The organism is Pseudoflavonifractor sp. An44, from assembly GCF_002161675.1.
GTDB lineage: Bacteria > Bacillota > Clostridia > Oscillospirales > Oscillospiraceae > Enterenecus > Enterenecus faecium.
Genome location: NZ_NFIH01000018.1, coordinates 20,178 through 42,363, shown reverse-complemented (window position 1 = coordinate 42,363; position 22,186 = coordinate 20,178). Strand labels below are relative to the sequence as shown.

The following is a 22,186-nucleotide window of genomic DNA, read 5'->3' as shown; positions in this document are numbered from 1 at the left end:
TAAGTTCCTCCTGTTAATTCCATGTTTTGTTGATAGATTTACTCTTCCTCTTTGATGCCCTCGCCCACAAACTGGGTGGTCAGGAACACAAAGACAACGGTTTGGATCAACCCGTCAAACAGGTCGAAATAGATGCTGAACACCGCCGGGAACAGAATCGGGGCCACAAATTTCAGCATTTCCATGATGATGAAGGCGCCCAGCACGTTGCCGAACAGTCGCATACACAGTGCCAGGGGCCGGATGGCCACCTCCATCAGGTTGATGGGCAGCAGCAGGGGCATGGGCTCGGCAAACCGTTTCAGGCCGCCCACCAGTCCGTTGTATCGAAACTGGGAGCCGTAGATCAGCAGCATACTCAAAATGGCCAAACCCGCCGTGACGCTCACGTCCTTGGTGGGCGGGGCAAAGCCGAAGATGCCGATGATGTTGGCAAAGCCGATGTACAGCGCTACGGTACCAAGCCAAGGGGCAAAGGGTCTCCAGTGTTCCCCAATGTTGGTCTTGACAAAGCCATTGAGAAACTCCACCGCGCTCTCCAGGGCCACCTGCACCTTGCCCGGGTTCTCTACCTTTAAATTCCGGGTCAGGCACACAGCGGCCAAGATGAGCACCGCCATGACGATCCACGATACCACCACCGACTGGGACACCTCAATGCCCCCAAGCAGCGGGATGGTGAATGCCGTGGGTGTCCCCAGCTCTTCCAGCAGCATTTCCTTGAATGCATCCAAACACATCACCTCGTTTTCGCGTGTGCCATTGTACCCCACTCCCCCCCTTCCCGTAAGGCTTACGAAAGTAAAAAAAGTAAGAAAAACAGCGAATGTGTTTCTTACCGTTCTCTCCCAGGGTTTGGTTTGACAGTCTTCCCCCTTTTTACTATACTGATAGAAAAGGGGGAGTTTTCATGTCCACACCGTCCGGGGCCTCCATTCGGGCCCGCATGACCCGAATGAATCTCATTGTCGTCATCGTCTCCATCGTCCTGTCCACGGCGGGAAACCTGTATTTCACCCTCCACAACAGTCAGGACGCCTTAGACAGCACCCTAGTCAACTCCGCCTCCATCCTCTCCCGGATTGACCTGATTCAAGAGGCCCTGGAGGGAACGCGCTCCACCCAGGAGCTGGCGGAGTTTTTGGATGAGGCCACCCAGAACACCCGGGACATTGACCTCATATTGGTGGGCGACACCCAGTCCAACCTGCTCTACGCCCCGGACCACGATCTGGTGGACACCCCCTACTCCGGCACCGCCCAGACCGATGCCCTGGCAGGGGCCGCCCCCTACACCTCCGACGAGACCGGCCCCATGGGCTCGGAGCACTCCGCCTACGCCCCCGTCCGGGACGACGACGGCAACATCATCGGCTTTATCATCGTAGGCGTGTACTTCCGCAGCATGGCCCAGCTCACCCGCCACACCGTGGTTGTCCTGTCGGTGGTGGGTTTGGCCGCAGCGGTGGTGGGCTCCACCCTGGCCCTGCGGCTGTCCAAGCGCATCAAGGACTCCCTCATGGGCTATGAGCCCGACGCCTTCGTCCACCGCTTCCACCAGCGGGAGGACATCATGGATGCCCTGGAGGAGGGTATCATGGCCATTGACCGGGACAAAAAGCTGATCTTCCTCAACACCGCCGCCGCTGAGATGTTCTCCCTCAACCGGGACGAGGTGCTGGGCAAGTCCCTGGCGGACTTCTACCCCCGCTCCACCCTGGACCGCATTCTCCGCACGGGAAAGCCGGAGTACAACGTGAGCATCAACTCTTTAAAGCATGTACGGGTGCTGGCTGACCGCCTGCCCCTGTATGAGGACGGCCAGCTCAACGGAGCGGTGAGCATTTTCCGCAACCGCACCGAGCTGGCCCGGATGGCCGACGACCTCACCGGTGTGCGCCACATGGTGGACGCCATGCGGGCCTACACCCACGAGTTTTTGAACAAGCTCCACGTGATTTTGGGTCTGCTGCAAATCGGGGAGCCGGAAAAGGCCCAGCAGTACATCATGGACACCACCCAAATCCACCGGGAGGCGGTGAACCGCATCATGAACCAGCTCCATGAGCCGTCGGTGGCCGCCCTGTTGGTGGGCAAGACCAGCCGGGCCAACGAGCTGGGCATCCGCCTGACCCTGGACCGGGAGAGCGGACTGAGCGAAGACAGCGACTGGCTGCCCCCGGACGCCTACGTGACCATCCTGGGCAACCTCATTGAGAATGCCATTGAGGTGCTCAACCAGTCCCGCAGCGCCACCAAGGAGATTTTCGTCAGCATCCGGGAGAACCCGGACAGCCTGCTGTTGTGCGTGGAGGACACCGGACCCGGCATCCCCACCGTACTGCGCAACACCATGTTCCAGCGGGGGGCCTCCACCAAGGGCCGCCACCGGGGTACCGGGCTGTCCCTGGTGCAGGAAGTGGTGGAGGCCTACCACGGGGACATCCGGGTGGAGTCGGAGAGCGGCGTGGGCACCTCATTTTTCATCAGCTTTTGCCGGGAGGAACTGCCCGGAGAGAAGGAGTGAACCCCTTGTATCGAGTCGTCATTGTAGAGGATGACCCCATGGTCTCCCTGTTAAACCGCACATTCACCGAGAAGGACTCCCGGTTCCACGTGGTGCAGACCTGCTCGGATGGCCGGGCGGCCCTGGAGTGGCTGAGCCACAACCCCGCCGACCTGGTGATTCTGGACGTGTACATGCCCCTGTGCACCGGAGTGGAGCTGCTGCGGGCTCTGCGGGCCCAGGCCATCCCCGTGGACGCCATCATGGTCACCGCGGCCAACGACGCCGCCTCGGTGGACACCCTTTTAAAGATGGGGGTGGTGGACTACCTGGTCAAGCCCTTCACCTATGAGCGGTTCCAGCAGGCCCTGGATACCTTCTGCCGCCACAAAGAGGCCGTCCACGGCCAGGCGGTGACCCAGGGAGAGCTGGACAAGCTGTTTGCGCCCCCGGACAGCGGGGATCGCTCCGCCCCCAAGGGGCTCCAGGAGAGCACCCTGAAGCTCATTCGGGACTGTCTCCACGCCGCCCCCGCCCAGGGGCTGCCCAGCGAGGCCATCTCCAAGCAGACCAACCTGTCGGTGGTCACGGTGCGCCGCTACGCCAACTACCTGGTGGAGCGTGGGGAGGCCTGCTCCACCGTCAACTATGACACGGGGGGCCGTCCCTGCCGCCTGTATCAGCTGAAAAAGTAAAAAAGATGTGCCGTAGAAGTTCATTCCTCTACGGCACGTCTTTTTTCTTTGTTATGCGTTGGCCAGTCGGGCGCCCAGGTTCTTGCACACCTCCAGGGCCTCGGCGTCGGGGGTCTCGTTGACCATGAGGCCCTCCTCATCCAGCAGGTTGGCTCCGGTGCTCTGGGTGCGCTCCACCCAGTCCCGCATCCACTGGCCGTCGCCCCATCCATAGGAGCCGAACAGGGCCACGGTGTGGCCGCCCAGCTGGCCCTCCAGCTGGGTGAAGAAGGGCTCGAACTCGGACTCCTCCAGCACCTCCGCCCCCATGGCAGGACAGCCCAGGGCCAGCTTGTCATATTCCAGGGCCTGCTGCGGGGTGACGGCGGACACCTCCATCAGGTCGCATTCCGCCCCGGCTCCGGTGACACCGTCGGCGATGGCCTGGGCCATCTGCTGGGTGTTCCCGGTCTGACTCCAATAAATCACAGCTACTTTGCTCATGTGTAAGACCTCCTAAAAGATATATGATTTGATATGACTCGTTGAGTGAATATGTTTCTCCGCTCCCTCTGGGAGAGATGCAGTCCGTCAGGGCTTGGGGTGAAGGCTTGCTCTTCTCCGATTTCTCAGGCAAAACCCAGCGCCCCAGCCGGGGACGCTCCGCTTATGCCCGATTTCTCCCCGATGAGAAATCGGGGAAAGAATCGCCAAAGGCGGGGCCTTCCCCCGCCTTGTGGAATCCACCCCGCGGTACTGGGAGCCCCTGCGTTCTTCTCTTCTCGGCCCTTGGCTTGGTGGGGTCACATAGATAGCATGGCAATACTACAGAATGTACCTGCTTCTCTGCAAAACTATGCTTCTCTCACCAGAGTCTTACCCTGGTGAGCCGCTGTTCTCAGCGGTTGGTGGTCTGGCTCCCGGCGGCGGGAACGCCGCTTCTCCAGGGTAGGCCCGGCTGTGAAAACCACCTGGCTGTAGGGCCAGCTTCCCAGGGTGACCTGGTGTGGTGGCAGAAACAGGAGCCACAATAAGAGTGACGGGCCGAACCTAGTCTTGACGCACGCCCAGCCTCGTACCCCAGGAGGGTACTTAGGGGGGAACGCCCTAAGCGGGTTTTGGTTTCTTTTGCCCGCTCAAAAGAAACCCCCAGCGGGTAGCGTCCCCACCAGGCTGGCAAGCCTGCTCCTGGAAACTGGAGTAGGCTAAGCTCTCGAAGTTTATGCCACTGCAAACACCTGAAACAAGGTATTCCCCTGCTCCATGCGCTCCCGAATCTTCTGGCTCACCTTCTGCATCCGGGTAAAGCACTGCTGGGCAGCTTCCACATCCCCGTACACCTTCCACGGGCCGCACAGTTTGAAGTTCTGCCCTTGATTCTCAATAAAGCCCACCACATCCTCCACCGGATAGCCCAGGAAGAGGCCAATCTCGTGGGGAAAGGAGCCGCCCTGCCGGACCCGCTGGCCCAGGTGGGCCAAAATCTCCTCCACCGGACGGCTCAGGTCGTAGCCACAGGGGGTGAGAATCTCCTCTACCCCGTCTCGCTTCAAGGCCTGGGCCATGAGCTGGGGCCGATAGACCAAAATCAGCTCCCGGTTGGTGCAGGAGCACAGGCGGTCAAATTTCACACCCCGGCGGGCAAAGGCCTGCTGATACTTCCGCAGCTCTTCCTCCAAGTGTGGAACATCTCCACGCCGCAGAGAGATGAGGTTGGCGGGGACCACACCGGCCAAGGCCGGGGCACAGTGGGTGGCAAACAGTTGATCCAGAGATGGTTGCATGGTGGGTCCTCCTTTGGTTAGCTCTTGCTAACTGCCTATAAGTTAGCACAGGCTAACGAGTTTGTCAAGGCCCCAGAGACAAAAAAATTCCCACCGCTGCGTGTACAGCGGTGGGAATCTTAATTGAATGGAATGGAAGCTTACTCCTCGTCGCCCTCAATGGAGATGGAGAGAATCTCGTCCTCCTCCACTTCCTCGGGAGCGTTGTCCACGGGCTCTTCGGCGTCCCGGGCGGCCTCAGCGGCGGCGTTGACCGCGTCAAAGCGGCTCTCCTCCTGAGGCATCTCGTCCTCGATCTTGTCATACTTGCGGTAGGCAGCCAGGCCGGAACCGGCGGGGATCAGCTTACCGATGATGACGTTCTCCTTCAGGCCCAGCAGGTGGTCCACCTTACCCTTGATGGCGGCTTCGGTGAGCACCTTGGTGGTCTCCTGGAAGGAGGCGGCGGACAGGAAGGACTCGGTGGCCAGAGAGGCCTTGGTGATACCCAGCAGCAGACGGGTGCAGGTGGGCAGGCGCAGGTCCTCGCCGGTCTCCTGCTTCTCGCCAGCGGCGATGCGGGCCTCCACGGCCTTGTAGGCGTCCTTGTACTCGATGATATCCACGGTGGAGCCGGACAGCAGGGTGGAATCCCCGGCGTCCTCCACACGCACCTTGCGCATCATCTGACGGGCGATGACCTCGATGTGCTTGTCGTTGATATCTACGCCCTGCTGACGGTAGGGCTTCTGAACTTCCTGAATGAGGTAGTTGTGAACGGCGTCCACACCACGTACCCGCAGCACGTCGTGGGGGGACAGAGCACCGTCGGTGAGCTCCTGACCCTTGACCACACGGTCTCCGGCCTTGACCCGGATACCGGCGCTGTAGGGGATGGCGTAGGTGACCACCTCGCCGTCGTCGGCGGTGATGGTGACGTTGCACAGGGTGGCACGCTTGGCCTCCTCCATGGAGACGGTGCCGGAGATCTCGGCCAGCTGGGCCATCTTCTTGGGCTTGCGGGCCTCGAACAGCTCTTCAACACGGGGAAGACCCTGAGTGATATCGCCGCCGGCCACGCCGCCGGTGTGGAAGGTACGCATGGTCAGCTGAGTACCCGGCTCACCGATGGACTGAGCGGCGATGATACCAACGGCCTCGCCCTGGCCCACGGGCTCGCCGAAGGCCATGTTCATGCCGTAGCACTTGGCGCACACGCCGTTGCGGGCCTCACAGGTGAGCACGGAGCGCACCCGGATGGACACCTTGCGGTCGGGATCGCCCTCGGCCTCGGCCTGCTCCCGGAGCTTGGCCTCGATGAGCTTGGCCTGGTCGGCGCTGACCATCTCGTGGTGGCCCACCAGGACCTCGCCGGTGCGGAAGTCCTTGAAGTCCTCGCACAGGTAGCGGCCCCGGAGACGCTCGTTGAGGGGCTCGATGACCTGGCCGTTCTCGCTGATCTCGAACACGGTGATACCGTCGTGGGTACCACAGTCCTCCTCCCGGATGATGACTTCCTGGGAGACGTCCACCAGACGGCGGGTCAGGTAACCAGAGTCGGCGGTACGCAGAGCGGTATCGGCCATGCCCTTTCGAGCGCCTCTGGATGAGATGAAGTATTCCAACACGGACAGACCTTCACGGAAGTTGGCCTTGATGGGGATCTCGATGGTACGGCCGGAGGTATCGGCCATCAGACCACGCATACCAGCCAGCTGACGAATCTGAGCGGCAGAACCACGGGCGCCGGAGTCGGCCATCATGAAGATGGGGTTGTAGCGGTCCATACCCTTTTGCAGGGCGTCGGACACGTCGGCGGTGGTCTTCTCCCAGGCGGACACCACCAAGCGGTACCGCTCCTCGTTGGTGAGGAAGCCGCGCTTGTACTGGTTCTCGATCTTCACAACTTCCTTCTCGGTGTTGGCGATCAGTTCCTTCTTCTGGGGAGGCACGGTCATGTCGGCGATGGCCACGGTCAGAGAGCCGCGGGTGGAGAACTTATAGCCCCGGGCCTTGATGATGTCCAGCACGGTGGCGGACACGGTGAAGCCGTGCTTGGCAATGCAGCTGTCCACGATCTTGCCCAGCTGCTTCTTGCCGCAGACAAAGTTGATTTCAGGATCAAAGGCCTTCTCGGGGTCGTTGCGGTCCACAAAGCCCAGGTCCTGGGGAATGCCCTCGTTGAAGATCAGGCGGCCCACGGTGGTGCGCACCATCTTCTCCTGGGTCACACCGTCCAGCTCGGCGGTGCGGCGCACCAGGATGGGCTCGTGGAGGTCCAGCTCGCCCTCGTCATAGGCCAGCTTGGCGGCCTGGTCGTTCTCGAAGGTCTGGTAGACCTCACGGGCCTTGCCGTCCACAGCCTCGGCGCACAGGGCGGGAGTGGTACGGTACCAGCGACCCAGCTCCTCATCCCGCACCCAGATGCGGTCGTTGATGCCCACCTCGCCCCGCTCCAGAGCGGCAGCGGCGTCGGCGGTGGTCTCATAGGCACAGTCGGGATCGTGCTCGGGGTCCTTCTCGTAGGTCAGGTAGTAGGAGCCCAACACCATATCCTGGGTGGGCACGGCCACAGCGCCGCCGTCGGAGGGCTTCAACAGGTTGTTGGCAGCCAGCATCAGGATGCGGGCCTCAGCCTGGGCCTCAGCGGACAGGGGCACGTGGATAGCCATCTGGTCGCCGTCGAAGTCGGCGTTAAAGGCGGTACACACCAGGGGGTGGAGCTTCATGGCGCGGCCTTCCACCAGCACCGGCTCGAAGGCCTGGATGCCCAGACGGTGGAGGGTAGGAGCACGGTTGAGCATAACGGGGTGCTCCTTGATGACAAACTCCAGGGCGTCCCACACGGCGGGAGAGGCCTTATCCACCATCTTCTTGGCGGACTTGATGTTGTTGGCGTGGCCGTCCTCCACCAGCTTCTTCATCACGAAGGGGCGGAACAGCTCAATGGCCATCTCCTTGGGCACGCCGCACTGGTAGATCTTCAGCTCAGGGCCAACCACGATAACGGAACGGCCGGAGTAGTCCACACGCTTACCCAGCAGGTTCTGACGGAAACGGCCCTGCTTACCCTTGAGCAGGTCGGACAGGGACTTCAGAGCCCGGTTGTTGGCGCCGGTGACGGCACGGCCGCGGCGGCCGTTGTCAATGAGGGCGTCCACGGCCTCCTGGAGCATGCGCTTTTCGTTGCGCACGATGATGTCAGGGGCGTTGAGCTGGATCAGGCGCTTGAGACGGTTGTTACGGTTGATGACACGACGGTAGAGGTCGTTCAAGTCGGAGGTGGCGAAACGGCCGCCGTCCAGCTGCACCATGGGGCGCAGCTCGGGGGGAATGACGGGCAGCACGTCGATGATCATCCACTCGGGCTTGTTGCCGGACAGGCGGAAGGCATCCACCACTTCCAGACGCTTGACGATCTTGGCCTTCTTCTGGCCGGTGGCGTCCTTGAGCTGGGCCCGCAGGGTCTCGGACAGCTGCTCCAGATCCAGGTCCTGCAGCAGCTTCTTGACGGCCTCAGCGCCCATGCCAGCCTGGAAGTCGTCCTCGTAGTACTCCCGCAGCTTGCGGTACTCGGCGTCGGACAGAATCTGATTCTTGGTCAGATGGGTGTAGTCGGGGCCGGGATCGGTGACGATATAGGAGGCGAAGTACAGCACCTTCTCCAGGATGCGGGGGCTGATATCCAGCAGCAGGCCCATCCGGGAGGGGATGCCCTTAAAGTACCAGATGTGGGACACGGGGGCGGCCAGCTCAATGTGGCCCATGCGCTCACGGCGCACCTTGGCCCGGGTGACCTCCACGCCGCAGCGGTCACACACCTTGCCCTTGAAACGAATCTTCTTATACTTTCCGCAGTGGCACTCCCAGTCCTTGGTTGGACCAAAGATGCGCTCGCAGAACAGACCGTCCCGCTCCGGCTTCAGGGTGCGGTAGTTGATGGTCTCAGGCTTCTTGACCTCGCCGTAGGACCACTCCCGGATCTGCTCTGGGGAGGCGATGCCAATGCGGATGGCGTTAAATTCAGCGTAGCTCATTACCTCAACCTCCCTTTCTTAGTCTTCATCGCCGTAGGAGTCATCCTGGTCGGCGGTATCATTCTCATTGATGGCCACGGACAGATCGTCGTCGTCGCTGGTCTCCTTCATGGTAAAGCCAGCCTGGGCGAAGTCACTCTCGCTGCCATAATCCTGGTAGCGGTCGTAATCCTCCTTGAAGCGGCCGGGCTGATAGGTATCCTCGTCCTCGTCCTTGAGCTCGATCTGGTTGCCGTGCTCGTCCAGGACCTGGATGTCCAGACACAGGGCCTGGAGCTCCTTGACCAGAACCTTGAAGGACTCGGGCACGCCGGGCTTGGGCACGTTGAAGCCCTTGACAATGGACTCGTAGGTGCGCACACGTCCGGTGACGTCGTCGGACTTGACGGTGAGGATCTCCTGCAGGGTGTAGGCAGCGCCGTAAGCCTCCAGAGCCCACACCTCCATCTCGCCGAAGCGCTGGCCGCCGAACTGGGCCTTGCCGCCCAAGGGCTGCTGGGTGACCAGAGAGTAGGGGCCGGTGGAACGGGCGTGGATCTTATCGTCCACCAGGTGGTGGAGCTTGAGGAAGTACACGTAGCCCACGGTGACGGGGTTGTCAAACCGCTCGCCGGTACGACCGTCGTACAGGTAGCTCTTGCCGTCCCGGCGCAGGCCAGCCAGCTCCAGGGTATCGGCAATGTCCTTCTCGTCGGCGCCGTTGAAGATGGGGGTGGCCACCTTCCAACCCAGAGCCTTGGCTGCGTAGCCCAGGTGGACCTCCAGCACCTGACCGATGTTCATTCGGGAAGGCACGCCCAGGGGGTTCAGCACGATGTCCAGGGGGGTGCCGTCGGGCAGGAAGGGCATATCCTCCTGGGGCAGGATGCGGGACACAACACCCTTGTTACCGTGACGACCGGCCATCTTATCGCCCACGCTGATCTTACGCTTCTGGGCGATGTAGACGCGGACCACCTGGTTGACGCCGGGAGCCAGCTCAGCGCCCTCCTCACGGGTGAACACCTTCACATCCACGATGATGCCGCACTCGCCGTGGGGCACCTTCAGGGAGGTGTCGCGGGTCTCGTGGGCCTTCTCACCGAAGATGGCCCGGAGCAGGCGCTCCTCGGCGGTCATCTCGGTCTCGCCCTTGGGGGTGACCTTACCCACCAGGTAGTCGCCAGCGTGGACCTCGGCACCCACGCGGATGATGCCGCGCTCGTCCAGGTCCTTCAGGGCGTCCTCGCCCACGTTGGTGATGTCACGGGTGATCTCCTCGGGGCCCAGCTTGGTGTCACGGGCCTCGGTCTCATATTCCTCAATGTGGATGGAGGTGAACACGTCCTCCTTCACCATCCGCTCGTTGAGCAGAATGGCGTCCTCGTAGTTGTAACCTTCCCAGGTCATAAAGCCCATGAGGATGTTCTTACCCAGGGCGATCTCGCCGTCGCAGGTGGAGGGGCCGTCGGCCAGGGTGTCCCGGGCCTTCACCCGATCGCCCACGGAGACGATGGGACGCTGGTTGATGCAGGTGCCGTGGTTGGAGCGCAGGAACTTGGTGAGCTTGTAGGTCTTGGTCTCACCGGCGTCGTAGCGCACAGTGATGGCGGTGGCGTCCACCTTGGTGACCACGCCGTCGCCCTCGGCCAGCACAACCACCTCGGAGTCCTGGCAGTTCTTGTACTCCTGACCGGTGGCCACGATGGGGGCCTGGGTGGTCAGCAGAGGCACGGCCTGACGCTGCATGTTTGCGCCCATCAGAGCACGGTTAGCGTCGTCGTTTTGCAGGAAGGGGATCATGGCGGTAGCCACGGACACCATCATCTTGGGGGACACGTCCACGTAGTCCACCTGGTTGAAGTCCACCTCGATGATCTCGTTGCGGTGACGGCAGGCCACACGGCGGTTGATGAAGGTGCCATCCTCGTTCACGGGCTCGGTGGCCTGGGCCACGTTGAACTCGTCCTCCACGTCGGCGGTCATGTATTCCACCTGGTCGGTGACCCGGGCGGCCACGCACTTGCCGTTCTCGTCATAGATACGCTCCACCTTGCGGTAGGGGGCCTCGATGAAGCCGTAGCGGTTGATGCGGGCGTAGGAGGCCAGGTAGGAGATCAGGCCGATGTTGGGACCTTCGGGCGTCTCGATGGGGCACAGACGGCCATAGTGGCTGTAGTGAACATCTCGCACGTCGAAGGAGGCGCGGTCACGGCTCAGACCGCCGGGGCCCAGAGCGGACAGACGGCGCTTGTGAGTCAGCTCGGCCAGGGGGTTGGTCTGGTCCATGAACTGAGACAGGGGGCTGGAACCGAAGAACTCCTTGATGGCGGCGGTGACGGGACGGATGTTGATGAGGGACTGGGGCGTGACGATGTCCAGGTCCTGGATGGTCATACGCTCCCGAATCACACGCTCCATGCGGGTGAAGCCGATGCGGAACTGGTTCTGCAGCAGCTCGCCCACGCAGCGCAGACGGCGGTTGCCCAGGTGGTCGATGTCGTCGGGGGTGCCCACGCCGAAGGCCAGGCAGTTGAGGTAGTTGATGGAGGCCATCATGTCATCCACAATGATGTGGTTGGGGATGAGGTCGGTCATGCGCTCCCGGATGAGGTCGGCGAAGTCCTCCTGAGAGAGGCCCTCTTCGTCTCGCTTGGCCAGCAGCTCCTTGAGCACCACAAAGCGCACCTTCTCGGACACGCCCACGGTCTCTGGGTCGAAGTCCACGAAGTCGGCCATGTTGACCATGCCGTTGGAGAACACCTTGACGATGTGGGTGCCGGTGTGCAGGTCCTCCACCTCCACAAAGGCCTCGTTGACGCCCAGGCGGTCCAGCTCCATAGCACGCTCGCGGGTCAGAACCTCGCCAGCCTCGGCCACGATCTCACCGGTGGAGGGGTCGGCCACGGGGGCGGCCAGCTTCTGGCCGGACAGACGGGTCCACATGGTCAGCTTCTTGTTGAACTTATAGCGGCCCACCGCAGACAGGTCGTAGCGGCGGGGATCGAAGAACAGCGCATTGAGCAGGCTCTCGGCGGAGTCCACCGTGGGGGGCTCGCCGGGCCGCATCTTGCGGTAGATCTCCAGCAGGGCCTCCTCATAGGTCTTGCAGGAGTCCTTCTCCAGAGTGGCCAGAATACGGGGGTCCTCGCCGAACATGTCCAGAATCTCGGCGTCGGTCTTGGGACCCACAGCACGGATGAGGCACGTAATGGGCAGCTTGCGGTTTTTGTCGATGCGCACATAGAACACATCGGACAGGTCGGTCTCATACTCCAGCCAGGCGCCGCGATAGGGAATCACGGTGGAGGCGTAGGTGATGTTGTCGGCCTTGTCGGCGTTCTTGGCGTAGTACACGCCGGGAGAACGCACGATCTGGGAGACGATAACACGCTCAGCGCCGTTGATGACGAAGGTGCCAGCATCGGTCATCAGGGGGAAATCGCCCATGAAGATTTCCTGCTCCTTGATCTCGCCCGTCTCCTTGTTGCGCAGACGCACCTGCACCTTAATGGGGGCGGCATAGGTGGCGTCCTGGGCTTTGCACTCTTCAATGGTGTACTTGGGGGGGTCGTCCATGGAGAAGCCGATAAAGCTCAGCTCCAGGTTCCCGGCATAGTCGGTGATGGCCTCCACGTCGTTGAACACTTCCTGCAGCCCGGTCTCAAAGAACCACTTGTAGGAAGACTTCTGGATCTCCAGCAGGTAGGGCATCTCCAGAATCTCCTCGCTGCGGGCGAAGCTCTTGCGCAAGGTCTTGCCGTAATAGACGTCTTTGACCGCTCTTGCCATTTGCTGATCACGCTCCACTTCGTAAGAATTTTGCAGGTGGGCGCAGTCGCGCACACCCGGGGTTGTTGTCACAATTGGAAAATTCGCTCTTGCATTTCCTGGTATGGTCTGGTATACTGTGCTTAGCCTGGGGGAGTATTCTCCGGGCTTTTGACCATATGTTAAAAGCAATTAATGATACCATAGGATTGCGCATCTGTCAAGGGCTGACACATGAACAAAAGCCACAAGCGGGGAGAAATCCCCGCTTGTTTTTTGTCTCTTTTCCCCGATTCCCTCCGGAATCCCTTAAAATTCACTCTACCATTTTCCCGTTACATATGGTAGGATGTAGAGGAGTGTGTCTACAAACCATTGAATTACCATAAAGGAGTCCCACATGATTACTGTTTCTGATCTGTCCCTGAGCTATCAGGGCGCCCCCCTGTTCTCCCACGTGGACCTGCAGTTCACCCGGGGCAACTGCTACGGCATCATCGGCGCCAACGGCGCTGGTAAATCCACCTTTCTGAAAATCCTCTCCGGCCAGCTGGAGCCCACCAGCGGCTCGGTGTCCATCCTGCCCAAGGTGCGCATGTCCGTGCTCAAGCAGGACCAGAACGCCTATGACGCCTACACCGTGCTGGATACCGTCATCATGGGCAACCAGACCCTGTACGAGATTGGCCGGGAGATGAACGCCCTCTACGAGAAGGAGGACTTCACCGACGAGGACGGCCTGCGGGCCGCGGACCTCCAGGCAGAGTACGCCGAGATGGGCGGCTACGAGGCCGAGTCCGACGCCAGCCGCATTCTCCAGGGCCTGGGCATTGGGGTGGACCTGCACGACTACAACATGGAGACCCTGGACGCCCGTCTCAAGGTGAAGGTGCTGCTGGCTCAGGCCCTGTTCGGCAACCCCGACATCCTGCTGCTGGACGAGCCCACCAACAACCTGGACATTGCCGCCGTGGAGTGGCTCAACGACTTCCTGCTGGATTACGACGGCACCGTCATCGTGGTCAGCCACGACCGTCACTTCCTCAACACCGTGTGCACCCACATCGTGGACATTGACTACAACCAGATCAAGATGTACGTGGGCAACTACGACTTCTGGTACGAGTCCTCCCAGCTGGTGCAGAACCTCATCAAGCAGCAGAACAAGCGCAACGAGGACAAGATCAAGGAGTTGCAGGAGTTTATCTCCCGGTTCTCCGCCAACAAGTCCAAGTCCAAGCAGGCCACTGCCCGGCGCAAGCTGCTGGACAAGCTCACCGTGCAGGAGCTGCCCGCCTCCTCCCGCCGCTATCCCTGGGTGGGCTTCTCCCCCGACCGGGAAGTGGGCAAGGACATTCTCTTCGTCACCGATGTGTCCAAGACCGTGGACGGCGTGAAGGTGCTGGACAAGGTGTCCTTCATCGTGGGCCACGGGGACAAGATCGCCTTCGTGGGCGACAACGAGAACGCCCACACCGCCCTCTTTAAGATTCTCACCGGCGAGTGGGAGCCCGACGAGGGCACCGTGAAGTGGGGCCAGACTGCCACCTTCTCCTACTTCCCCAAGGACAACTCCCCCTTCTTCAACGACTGTGACCTGAACATCCTGGACTGGATGCGCCAGTTCTCCGAGGACCAGCACGAGAGCTACCTCCGGGGCTTCCTGGGCCGGATGCTCTTCTCCGGGGACGACATTTTCAAGCCCGTGAAGGTGCTCTCCGGTGGCGAGAAGGTGCGGTGCATGCTCTCCCGCATGATGCTGTCCGGAGCCAACGTGCTGCTGCTGGACCAGCCCACCAACCACCTGGACCTGGAGTCCATCGCCGCTTTGAACAACGGCCTGGAGTCCGTCAAGTGCAACGTGCTGGTGTCCTCCCACGACCACCAGCTGGTGCAGACCGTGGCCAACCGGATCTTCGACTTCACCCCCGATGGCAAGCTCATTGACAAGCGCATGAGCTATGAGGACTACCTGGAGTCTCAGCTCCACCATGACTAAGCCTGTCTACTTGGTGCTGGTGTGGCTGGGGGTACTCTCCGCCTTCACCCTGCTCCTCTTCGGCTGGGACAAGCTCATGGCCAAGCTGGGCCGCCGCCGCATTCCCGAGGCCTCCCTCCTCTTTGCCTGCCTGGCGGGCGGGGCCGTGGGGGGGCTTGTAGGCATGTACCTGTTTCACCACAAAATCCGAAAGCCCAAGTTCTATGTGACAGTCCCCCTGCTGGTTATCCTGGATGCGGTGCTTTTCGCCGTGGTTCTGATGCGAACTTGATAAAAGGCCCTTCTGCCCTGAAAAAAGTGGCAGGAGGGCCTTTTTCGACAATATCTATGGTTGACAAAGGGGAAACAAAGAGTTACAATAGTTACAAATTGGTTACAATGAATCTTTCGCATACTTCTAAGGAGGCTATCATGGCTGATAAATCCAGCACTCTCATGTACAAGGGACATCCCCTGCGCCGCAAGGACAACCTGATCTACTACGGGTCCATGGCGGATAAGTATATCATTATGATCCAGGTGATGAGCACCACCAAGTCCGGCGATCTGGAGATTGCCGACAAGGTCCATCTGGAGCTTCAGCTCACCGACCCCGACCTGAAGAGCCGGGACCGTGTGGTGAAGAAGTCCGATCTCCCCGATCTGTTCTCTGCCATCGACATGGGCTCCATCTGGCTGATGCGTGCTCTGTCTGGAAAATAACCAAACCAACAGGAGGCTGAAACCCATGCACAGTAAGAAGGGACTGATCAAGGTCGCCGCCATCACCGGCCTTGCATTGGTCATGACCACCGGCATTGCCATGGCTTCCATTGGCACCGGTACCGTGACGGCAGATGCCCTGCGCCTGCGCAGCCAGGCCAACACCAACTCCAGCATTCTCACCCTGGCCCCCCACAACAGCGTCGTCACCCTCCTGGAGGAGTTGGACGGCTGGTACAAGGTGGAGTACGGCGATCAGGTGGGCTACATGTCCGCCGACTGGCTGGACGTGACCCTCACCGGCAGCGAGGCTGTGGTGGGTCAGTGCACCGTCACTGCCGACGCCCTCCATGTCCGCTCCGGCGCCGGCACTGGCTACGCCAGCAAGGGCCTGGTGTACAAGGGCACCACTCTGATCATCCAGGAGGACTGCGGCAACGGCTGGTATAAGATCACCGGCGCCGGCTACTCCGGCTACGTGTCCGCTGAGTGGGTGAAGGTGTCCGGCAGCTCCGGCGGCTCCGACTCCGGCAGTTCCAGCCCCATTGGCACCGGCACCGTCAACACCGCCTGCCTGAACGTGCGCTCCGGCGCTGGCACCGGCTACTCCCGTGTGGGCTACCTGTACAACGGTAACTCCGTGTCCATTTTGGCCGACTGCGGCAATGGCTGGTACAAGATCTCCTACGGTAGCGGCAGCGCCTTTGTCTGCGCTGAGTACATCACCTGGAATGACGGCAACTCCGGCAATTCCGGCGGCTCCGATTCCGGCAGCAACGACACCCAGTCCATCGGCACCATCACCGCCGACGCCCTGAACGTGCGCTCCGGTGCTGGCACCGGCTACTCCCGTCTGGGCCTGCTGTACAAGGGCAACTCTGTGACCATCCTGGGCAGCAGCAACGGCTGGTACAAGATCTCCTACAAGAACGGCGTGGGCTACGTCAGCGCTGAGTACGTCTCCATCAAGGATGGCGGCAACAACGACGGCGGCAACAGCTCCACCTCCTCCATCGGGGAGCAGGCTGTGGCCCTGGCCAAGCAGCAGCTGGGCAAGCCCTACGTGTACGGGGCCGCCGGCCCCAACAGCTTTGACTGCTCCGGCCTGTTCTACTACGTGTTCAACCAGCTGGGCGTGTCCATCGCCCGCACTTCCTCCAGCCAGTACTACAACAGCGGTCGGTTCGTCTCCGTGGACGAGATGCAGCCCGGCGACTTGGTGTACATCTTCGACTCCAAGTACGATTACTCTGGCGGCACCCTGCCCACCACCCACGTGCTGATGTACATCGGCGACAACACCGTGCTCCACGCCTCTACCACCAGCAACACCGTGCGCACCGACACTCTGTTCGGCGGCTATTACAGCAACTACGTGGTGGCAGTCAAGCGTATGGGCTGACGCTTCACGAAAATGCGAGCATTTTCGTGAGAGAGTTGCAGTCCGCTGCATCGCACTCGCTTGCGCTCGCACGTTTGCGGCCTGAGAAGTGTATTTTCCCATGCACATGTCCTGGGAAAATACGAAATCTCAATTTATTCCGTCACCTGCGGGCGACGGAACTCTGCGAGGCTTTTTACACAAAAAGCGTTTTCAAGTTATTTCCCGTGGCAATCCATTTCCTGGGTTGCCACGGGTTTTTTCCTCCTCCCTCTTTACAATTCGCCCCGTTTGGGGTACAATACTTTCATCCGATGAATCGGATTGGAAGATTTTTATCGGGGGTGCTCCCAATGAATGATATTGATTATACCCGCAAGTTCAGCGTCAATATGAACAAGGACGACGAGATTCACTCCATCCTCAGTTCCGTCTACGCCTCCTTGCAGGAGAAGGGCTACAATCCCATCAACCAGCTGGTGGGCTACATCCTCAGTGAAGACCCCACCTACATCACCAACCACAACAACGCCCGGGCTCTGATTCGCAAGCTGGACCGGGACGAGCTGTTGCAGACGCTGTTGAAGAGCTATCTGGGCATTTGAGCTGAGCCCTGTACGCAAACCCGCAAGAAAGGGCCACACCTTTTTTGCGGGTTTTTTCGTTGTGCCATGGCCGGGAGGTATTGCAATGAAACTACTGCCTTACAACCACGACATGTACATTGAGCCCACCGACCCCATCACCACCCCCGGAGAGTTCTCTCACCAGCTGATTCTCCACTTCACCCAGGAGGGCAAGGGGGTCACCCTGCTGGAGCCGGGCATGGAGCCGGTGATTGAGGTGGATGGTGTGACCTACGTCTGCCGCCTGGGGGAGCCCTACCGGGCGTTTAACCCCCTGCGAGTGCCCATCCGGTCGGGCTCGCTCAGCTATCTGGGCTATCAGTGGATTTACCTATACCGCAAATAAAAAATAGGCTTTCCCTAATGCCAAGGCCAGATAAGGAAGTATTTATGTAGTAGGTACGGTGTAACTCAGTAAAATGGGTTGCACCGTATTCTTTTGTTATGCTACAAAGCGGAAGTCCTGCGGGTTTTCCCGTATTTCCTTCATCATAGCAAGGATTTCCTGTTCGGTGGGAATGTCTATCATCCCTGCCGCCGTGAAGTAAATATCCACCTTCACATAGCAGTGACCGCCTGACTTATCGTTGTTGTGAACTTCAATACGCTCAATCAACGAGTTTACAAGCATTGGAGTAAGTTCATTTATGTCGGTCATTTCACGAAGTGTTCGGAGCAGCAGCCTTAAATCCATATCCCATCCAGCCGGTCATTCAGTTGTAACCGGCTTTCGGGCAACAAAAAAGCCGGCACACAAATGCGTGCCGACTTCCCGCAAAAGGATAGACCTATCCCTTGCGGTGGTGGCTTCACATTCATGTAACCGGCTTTGAAATTCAAAGTCGAAACTGTCCTTTACGCTTTTCCGACTGCCGACAGTCCAAAGCAGTTTCAGAAGCGGCGGTATTTTCTCTTAGCATACCGCAGGCGTTGTCCGGCTGAAAGCCGTCTATCCAAAATCTGTGAAGAAAGATATTCAGTTATTCCTCTCCTGCGAGAGTATTTTATTATACTTGATAGAATAACTGTTTGTCAATATTTCCTAAATAAATTTTTGTATATTTTTCAGAAAGCTGGACATACTACTTTATTTATTCAGTTTACAAAAAACTGCTTTCCACCATTTTAATACCAATCGTGCTTTTCATTCCTGTCAAGCGCATTGATACGATTCATTTCGTCCTCGGTAAGAAAAAATTTTCTCCCTATCCGTTTCCGTGTCCTTTGCTTCCCTTTTGCTTTCGCCAAAGGCTTGCATACCAGTCAGGCAGTCATACGCCTGCTGGTGCAGGGTTTTGGAATACTCCTTGTTTCTTCTTCCCAAGAAAACCGCCTCCCTCATATTTTGATTTTCGTTGAAGCTGAGCCGCCTCCTGCCCGCCCATCGGGACACGGCATTCGGCAAATACACTTTTTATAGTCTTATGTGTGACTGTTGGGATTGCTCCCCAAACACTTTTTTACTGCTTATGTGTGCAGCTCCCTTTATTCCCTTTCTACGAGCAGTGGAAGATCTGTCGGGTTCTTTTTAGAGGAACCAGCTCTCCGGCACTTTGTCAGTATGTCGGCTACATTCACGATACATTTTCCTTACAGGCACTTTCAAAAGGATTACTCATGCCCGGTCAATGATGTGCTTTCCCACGATTTCGCAAAGGCTACTGGGGCAAGTCCGCACATCATACAGGTGTATCAAGCCTGTTTTGACTTCTCAAATAGAGATTTTGGAATGCTGTTCTTTTACCACAAAGCACCGAATAAGTCAATAACATATACAAACTACTTTACTTATAACGGTTTACCCGTTCATAATATAAACGGGTAAACCGTTATTTTTTCCCTGATACAGCCGAAAACAAACGCAGAAAAGGCGTTGAGCACATCATTCTCAACGCCTTTTCGCTATCTTATTCCAATTCTTTATCTTCCACCGTTTTGCTGCCGCACACCTTCTGGAACCATAATATCATTGACCCCATCAATCGCCCCCGGGTTCTCGTTCAGCCACTGATCCACCCGGGCTGACGTGGTGTGCTTATTGAGTATCCCCTGCTGGACCGTAGCAACTCCCGCAGTATTTGTCTCAACAACGTAATCCGCACCGGCGTTGATCTTGTCCCCCACAAAGGGGTGAAGCGGCTTCGTAAATATCCCCACAAGGGCGGACCAGCCCTCTCCGAACAGTTCTACCATCTTGCTGCTGAAATCAATGATCGCCTGGGCATTCTCCTGAGTAGCCGGGCGCGTCTGGCTCACATTGTAGAGCGCCCCCACCGTTTCGGTCGCTGTCGCAGTCGCGTCCACCTTCCGTCCGGAAACGCCAAATTTACCTGACACCGCTTTAAATTCGTCGCTTCTTGGATTCCTCAGCTTATCAAGATAGTCCCTTACCATATTCCGGTAATTCTCCTTCTGCTCTTCCGTGACCCCGGCTTTTCCGCTCCTTATCTGTTCTTCGGAGCCCTCGTACACAGCATCCGCGTACGCGTTGTCCAGCGCCTCCCTGGCGATGGAATACTCCTCCGCCGTGGCGTTCTCCTTTTGGCTCACTCTTTGCGCGTTCTCCCTGGCGGCCTGAAAAGCCTCCCATTTTTCCTGGGACCAGTCTTCCGGCTTGTTTTTCAGTTTATAATTGATGAGTCTAAGCCTACTTTCCAACAGTTCACGCTCTACAGAGGGGATTCCCAGATCCTGTACCTGGTACATAACGCTATTGGCTTCCAGCCACGCAGTTTTCAGTTCTTCCTCGGTGCCGTAGCGCCAGCCCGGCGGCAAGGGCGGCTCTGCGCCGAACAAAAATTTGTACTGCTCGTAATCAACCTCCCATGACGCGTCATACCCAAAGACCTGCATATCCTGTAGTCCAACCCGGTCCGTTGTGTATTCTCCTACGAAAGAAGTTCTTTTGATCATGCCGTCATCATAGAGAACATCATTCCCAGGCCCTACATCTGTGCCCAGCTCCTGATTAAAAGACGCTCCATCATTATCTCTTCCATCATGATACCAACTGGCAATGTACTTAGCGCCTACGATTGCGGTATCTTCTCCCACATACATTTGATAAACCGCCAGTTCCTCCGGATTTGCGCACAGCATTCTTGGCGTCACGATTCCGGTTTGCATCGCCATATCGATCAGTTCGTCTACTTCGCCATCGTCATAAGGACTGTCCGGGGACTTGACTCCATAGTTGTTGCTCGAATTGATACTCAGGAAAAAATACATACCATTTCCCAAATAATACCCGTATGCATTGTCTGTCAAGGATACTTTTTGGCCATCGCTCAAAGTTACCGTTGAACATATATCATCCAGATCGGCGGACCCCGGATTTAGGTACCGCACCGGAAGCAGTTCTGCCGGAGTGTTGGCCGGAAGATTAGGGTCCGGCTCCGGCGGGGCAAACTGATCCGCAGGCGCTCCGGCAGAAGGCGAAACCGGGTCCTCTGCCGGCGTTTCCGGCGCTGGTTCCTCCGCCGGAACTTCCTGCGCATCTTCCACCCCAGTTATCTGCCCCGGTTCCTCTATTGTCTCGGAGGACGCCTCCGTCGCTCCCGCCTGCATTCCAGGAGTGGACAACAATAAAACAACTGACAGAAAGGCAGAAATCCACTTTTTCCTGTTTCTCATCTTTCCTGTTCTTTTCATTCTTCCGTCTCCTCCATTTCCAACGGAATCGATTCTAAGGTCGAAGCCGTTCCCCACAAGAATTCTATATCCTCCTCCACGATCCGGTCTCCGGGCCGCCAACCGCAGAAATCGTAGGCCATACCATCCAGGATGGTATGAAAGACAACCCAGCTTCCCGTATCCTCGTAGGAATAGCCCAGCAGATAATAGGGAAGCTCCCCGGCGATGATCAGCTCCGCTGTCACCGGCGCGTATCCGTATTTATCCGGCGCCTTCAACTCCTCCAGATAGGCGTCCGCGTCCTCCTTATCAAAATCTGACAGGGAAAACAGCCCCCTCAGAGGAACGGCACTCACCAGAACATACAGCTCTCCGGCCTGAAACCCGCAGTATTCCACACCCTCCTCCCTCATGTTCATGGGCATGCTGTCAATGGGAACGGAAAATTCCGCATTGCCGACGATCCAGGTGGAAAACAGTTCTTCACTCTTATTTCCACAGCCTGAAAAAGAAAAACATAAGAGAAGAACCAAGAACACGCTTATGTATCGTTTCATATAGCCCCTCCTAAATTGGATTTTCTATTTTCCTATCCGTTTAACCTTTGAACAGCTTGCTCCACCATTTTCTTTTTTCCTGCGGCTCCTGTTCGGATTGATCTGCACAGGCCGCACTGCCTTCGACAAGCTGTTTCTGAATTGTCCCCGCATGAAGCGCCTGTGCCGCCTGTGCGGTCTGTTGTGCAGCGACAAGGGCGGCATTGCTCTCTGCCAGCCTTGCATTCAGTTCTTCAATCTGCTTGTCCTTCACGGCGAGCTGCTCACTTTTCAGGTCTAATTCCTTTTGAATCATGGCAATCAAGACCGTTTCGGAGGTTTCGCAAGTTTCGCAACTTTCTTTCGCAGGTTGCGAAACTTCGTTTCCCTCAACTACCCGATAATGCTGATAAATAGCGGTTTTTACGCTTTCATCGATTGCGAAACTTCCTTTCGCATCTTTCGCAACATTGTTTCGCCTGCTCCATGCCCGCACCGCCTGTTCAGACACGCCGCATTCCGTGGCAATCTGTCGGATTGTTTTCATACTTTTACGAAAAGGCCAATCGGACAAATTTT

Annotated in this window: 17 protein-coding genes; 8 read left to right on the top strand and 9 right to left on the bottom strand. The window is 58.3% G+C overall.

Features of this window, described 5'->3' with window-relative positions:
- Nucleotides 1-38: 38 nt before the first annotated feature.
- Nucleotides 39-740: a F0F1 ATP synthase subunit A gene (locus tag B5F98_RS09225; RefSeq protein WP_087371736.1), complete on the bottom strand. Its 702-nt coding sequence runs from the start codon at nucleotides 738-740 to the stop codon at nucleotides 39-41.
- Between the two features lie 170 nt (nucleotides 741-910).
- On the opposite strand from B5F98_RS09225, the gene B5F98_RS09220 reads away from it, so the two are divergent.
- Both B5F98_RS09220 and B5F98_RS09215 read left to right on the top strand, forming a co-directional pair.
- Nucleotides 911-2,527 (top strand): sensor histidine kinase, encoded by a 1,617-nt coding sequence (locus tag B5F98_RS09220; protein WP_087371700.1) that lies wholly within the window; start codon nucleotides 911-913, stop codon nucleotides 2,525-2,527.
- 5 nt (nucleotides 2,528-2,532) lie between these two features.
- Nucleotides 2,533-3,201 carry a response regulator gene (locus B5F98_RS09215; protein WP_087371696.1) on the top strand — a complete coding sequence of 223 codons (669 nt, stop codon included), beginning with the start codon at nucleotides 2,533-2,535 and terminating at the stop codon, nucleotides 3,199-3,201.
- A 51-nt stretch (nucleotides 3,202-3,252) separates the two neighbouring features.
- On the opposite strand, the gene B5F98_RS09210 is transcribed toward B5F98_RS09215, so the two are convergent.
- The 4 genes from B5F98_RS09210 to rpoB all read right to left on the bottom strand — a co-directional run bounded on the left by B5F98_RS09210 (nucleotide 3,253) and on the right by rpoB (nucleotide 12,751).
- Entirely contained in the window at nucleotides 3,253-3,684 is a 432-nt protein-coding gene (locus B5F98_RS09210; RefSeq protein WP_087371692.1) for a flavodoxin, read from the bottom strand.
- 716 nt (nucleotides 3,685-4,400) lie between these two features.
- The gene (locus tag B5F98_RS09205; protein ID WP_087371690.1) at nucleotides 4,401-4,964 is read right to left on the bottom strand and encodes a DUF3793 family protein; all 564 of its coding nucleotides are present in this window, start codon (nucleotides 4,962-4,964) and stop codon (nucleotides 4,401-4,403) included.
- Nucleotides 4,965-5,104: 140 nt separating this feature from the next.
- The gene (gene rpoC / locus B5F98_RS09200) at nucleotides 5,105-8,980 is read right to left on the bottom strand and encodes a DNA-directed RNA polymerase subunit beta' (RefSeq protein ID WP_087371686.1); all 3,876 of its coding nucleotides are present in this window, start codon (nucleotides 8,978-8,980) and stop codon (nucleotides 5,105-5,107) included.
- A gap of 18 nt (nucleotides 8,981-8,998) precedes the next feature.
- Nucleotides 8,999-12,751, bottom strand: a complete 3,753-nt coding sequence (rpoB, locus tag B5F98_RS09195) for a DNA-directed RNA polymerase subunit beta (RefSeq protein WP_087371683.1) — start codon at nucleotides 12,749-12,751, stop codon at nucleotides 8,999-9,001.
- A gap of 379 nt (nucleotides 12,752-13,130) precedes the next feature.
- On the opposite strand from rpoB, the gene B5F98_RS09190 reads away from it, so the two are divergent.
- From B5F98_RS09190 to B5F98_RS09165, 6 genes are all read left to right on the top strand, one after another.
- Complete coding sequence (locus B5F98_RS09190) at nucleotides 13,131-14,729, top strand: ATP-binding cassette domain-containing protein (protein ID WP_087371680.1); 1,599 nt, start codon at nucleotides 13,131-13,133, stop codon at nucleotides 14,727-14,729.
- Entirely contained in the window at nucleotides 14,722-15,000 is a 279-nt protein-coding gene (locus tag B5F98_RS09185) for a DUF1294 domain-containing protein (protein ID WP_087371677.1), read from the top strand. Before B5F98_RS09190 ends, B5F98_RS09185 begins: the two co-directional genes overlap by 8 nt.
- Before the next feature lie 140 nt (nucleotides 15,001-15,140).
- A complete protein-coding gene (locus B5F98_RS09180) occupies nucleotides 15,141-15,431 on the top strand; it encodes a hypothetical protein (protein WP_087231574.1) in 291 nt (96 codons plus the stop codon).
- Nucleotides 15,432-15,456: 25 nt separating this feature from the next.
- Nucleotides 15,457-16,833: an SH3 domain-containing protein gene (locus B5F98_RS09175; protein ID WP_087371674.1), complete on the top strand. Its 1,377-nt coding sequence runs from the start codon at nucleotides 15,457-15,459 to the stop codon at nucleotides 16,831-16,833.
- Between the two features lie 332 nt (nucleotides 16,834-17,165).
- Nucleotides 17,166-17,417 (top strand): IreB family regulatory phosphoprotein, encoded by a 252-nt coding sequence (locus tag B5F98_RS09170; protein WP_087231569.1) that lies wholly within the window; start codon nucleotides 17,166-17,168, stop codon nucleotides 17,415-17,417.
- An 85-nt stretch (nucleotides 17,418-17,502) separates the two neighbouring features.
- Nucleotides 17,503-17,784 (top strand): hypothetical protein, encoded by a 282-nt coding sequence (locus B5F98_RS09165; RefSeq protein WP_087371671.1) that lies wholly within the window; start codon nucleotides 17,503-17,505, stop codon nucleotides 17,782-17,784.
- 96 nt (nucleotides 17,785-17,880) lie between these two features.
- On the opposite strand, the gene B5F98_RS09160 is transcribed toward B5F98_RS09165, so the two are convergent.
- The 4 genes from B5F98_RS09160 to B5F98_RS09140 all read right to left on the bottom strand — a co-directional run bounded on the left by B5F98_RS09160 (nucleotide 17,881) and on the right by B5F98_RS09140 (nucleotide 22,154).
- Nucleotides 17,881-18,132 (bottom strand): DUF4368 domain-containing protein, encoded by a 252-nt coding sequence (locus B5F98_RS09160; protein WP_087371668.1) that lies wholly within the window; start codon nucleotides 18,130-18,132, stop codon nucleotides 17,881-17,883.
- A 1,226-nt stretch (nucleotides 18,133-19,358) separates the two neighbouring features.
- A complete protein-coding gene (locus tag B5F98_RS09150) occupies nucleotides 19,359-21,089 on the bottom strand; it encodes a hypothetical protein (protein ID WP_087371662.1) in 1,731 nt (576 codons plus the stop codon).
- Nucleotides 21,086-21,628: a hypothetical protein gene (locus B5F98_RS09145; protein ID WP_087371659.1), complete on the bottom strand. Its 543-nt coding sequence runs from the start codon at nucleotides 21,626-21,628 to the stop codon at nucleotides 21,086-21,088. Before B5F98_RS09145 ends, B5F98_RS09150 begins: the two co-directional genes overlap by 4 nt.
- 40 nt (nucleotides 21,629-21,668) lie before the next feature.
- Complete coding sequence (locus B5F98_RS09140) at nucleotides 21,669-22,154, bottom strand: hypothetical protein (protein WP_087371733.1); 486 nt, start codon at nucleotides 22,152-22,154, stop codon at nucleotides 21,669-21,671.
- Nucleotides 22,155-22,186: the final 32 nt, after the last annotated feature.

Coding starts and splice junctions, on each gene's coding strand:
- B5F98_RS09225 (WP_087371736.1), bottom strand. CDS start 740: ATGTGTTTGGATGCATTCAAGGAAATGCTGCTGGAAGAGCTGGGGACA.
- B5F98_RS09220 (WP_087371700.1), top strand. CDS start 911: ATGTCCACACCGTCCGGGGCCTCCATTCGGGCCCGCATGACCCGAATG.
- B5F98_RS09210 (WP_087371692.1), bottom strand. CDS start 3,684: ATGAGCAAAGTAGCTGTGATTTATTGGAGTCAGACCGGGAACACCCAG.
- B5F98_RS09205 (WP_087371690.1), bottom strand. CDS start 4,964: ATGCAACCATCTCTGGATCAACTGTTTGCCACCCACTGTGCCCCGGCC.
- rpoC (WP_087371686.1), bottom strand. CDS start 8,980: ATGAGCTACGCTGAATTTAACGCCATCCGCATTGGCATCGCCTCCCCA.
- rpoB (WP_087371683.1), bottom strand. CDS start 12,751: ATGGCAAGAGCGGTCAAAGACGTCTATTACGGCAAGACCTTGCGCAAG.
- B5F98_RS09190 (WP_087371680.1), top strand. CDS start 13,131: ATGATTACTGTTTCTGATCTGTCCCTGAGCTATCAGGGCGCCCCCCTG.
- B5F98_RS09185 (WP_087371677.1), top strand. CDS start 14,722: ATGACTAAGCCTGTCTACTTGGTGCTGGTGTGGCTGGGGGTACTCTCC.
- B5F98_RS09180 (WP_087231574.1), top strand. CDS start 15,141: ATGGCTGATAAATCCAGCACTCTCATGTACAAGGGACATCCCCTGCGC.
- B5F98_RS09175 (WP_087371674.1), top strand. CDS start 15,457: ATGCACAGTAAGAAGGGACTGATCAAGGTCGCCGCCATCACCGGCCTT.
- B5F98_RS09170 (WP_087231569.1), top strand. CDS start 17,166: ATGAATGATATTGATTATACCCGCAAGTTCAGCGTCAATATGAACAAG.
- B5F98_RS09165 (WP_087371671.1), top strand. CDS start 17,503: ATGAAACTACTGCCTTACAACCACGACATGTACATTGAGCCCACCGAC.
- B5F98_RS09160 (WP_087371668.1), bottom strand. CDS start 18,132: ATGGATTTAAGGCTGCTGCTCCGAACACTTCGTGAAATGACCGACATA.
- B5F98_RS09150 (WP_087371662.1), bottom strand. CDS start 21,089: ATGAAAAGAACAGGAAAGATGAGAAACAGGAAAAAGTGGATTTCTGCC.
- B5F98_RS09145 (WP_087371659.1), bottom strand. CDS start 21,628: ATGAAACGATACATAAGCGTGTTCTTGGTTCTTCTCTTATGTTTTTCT.
- B5F98_RS09140 (WP_087371733.1), bottom strand. CDS start 22,154: ATGAAAACAATCCGACAGATTGCCACGGAATGCGGCGTGTCTGAACAG.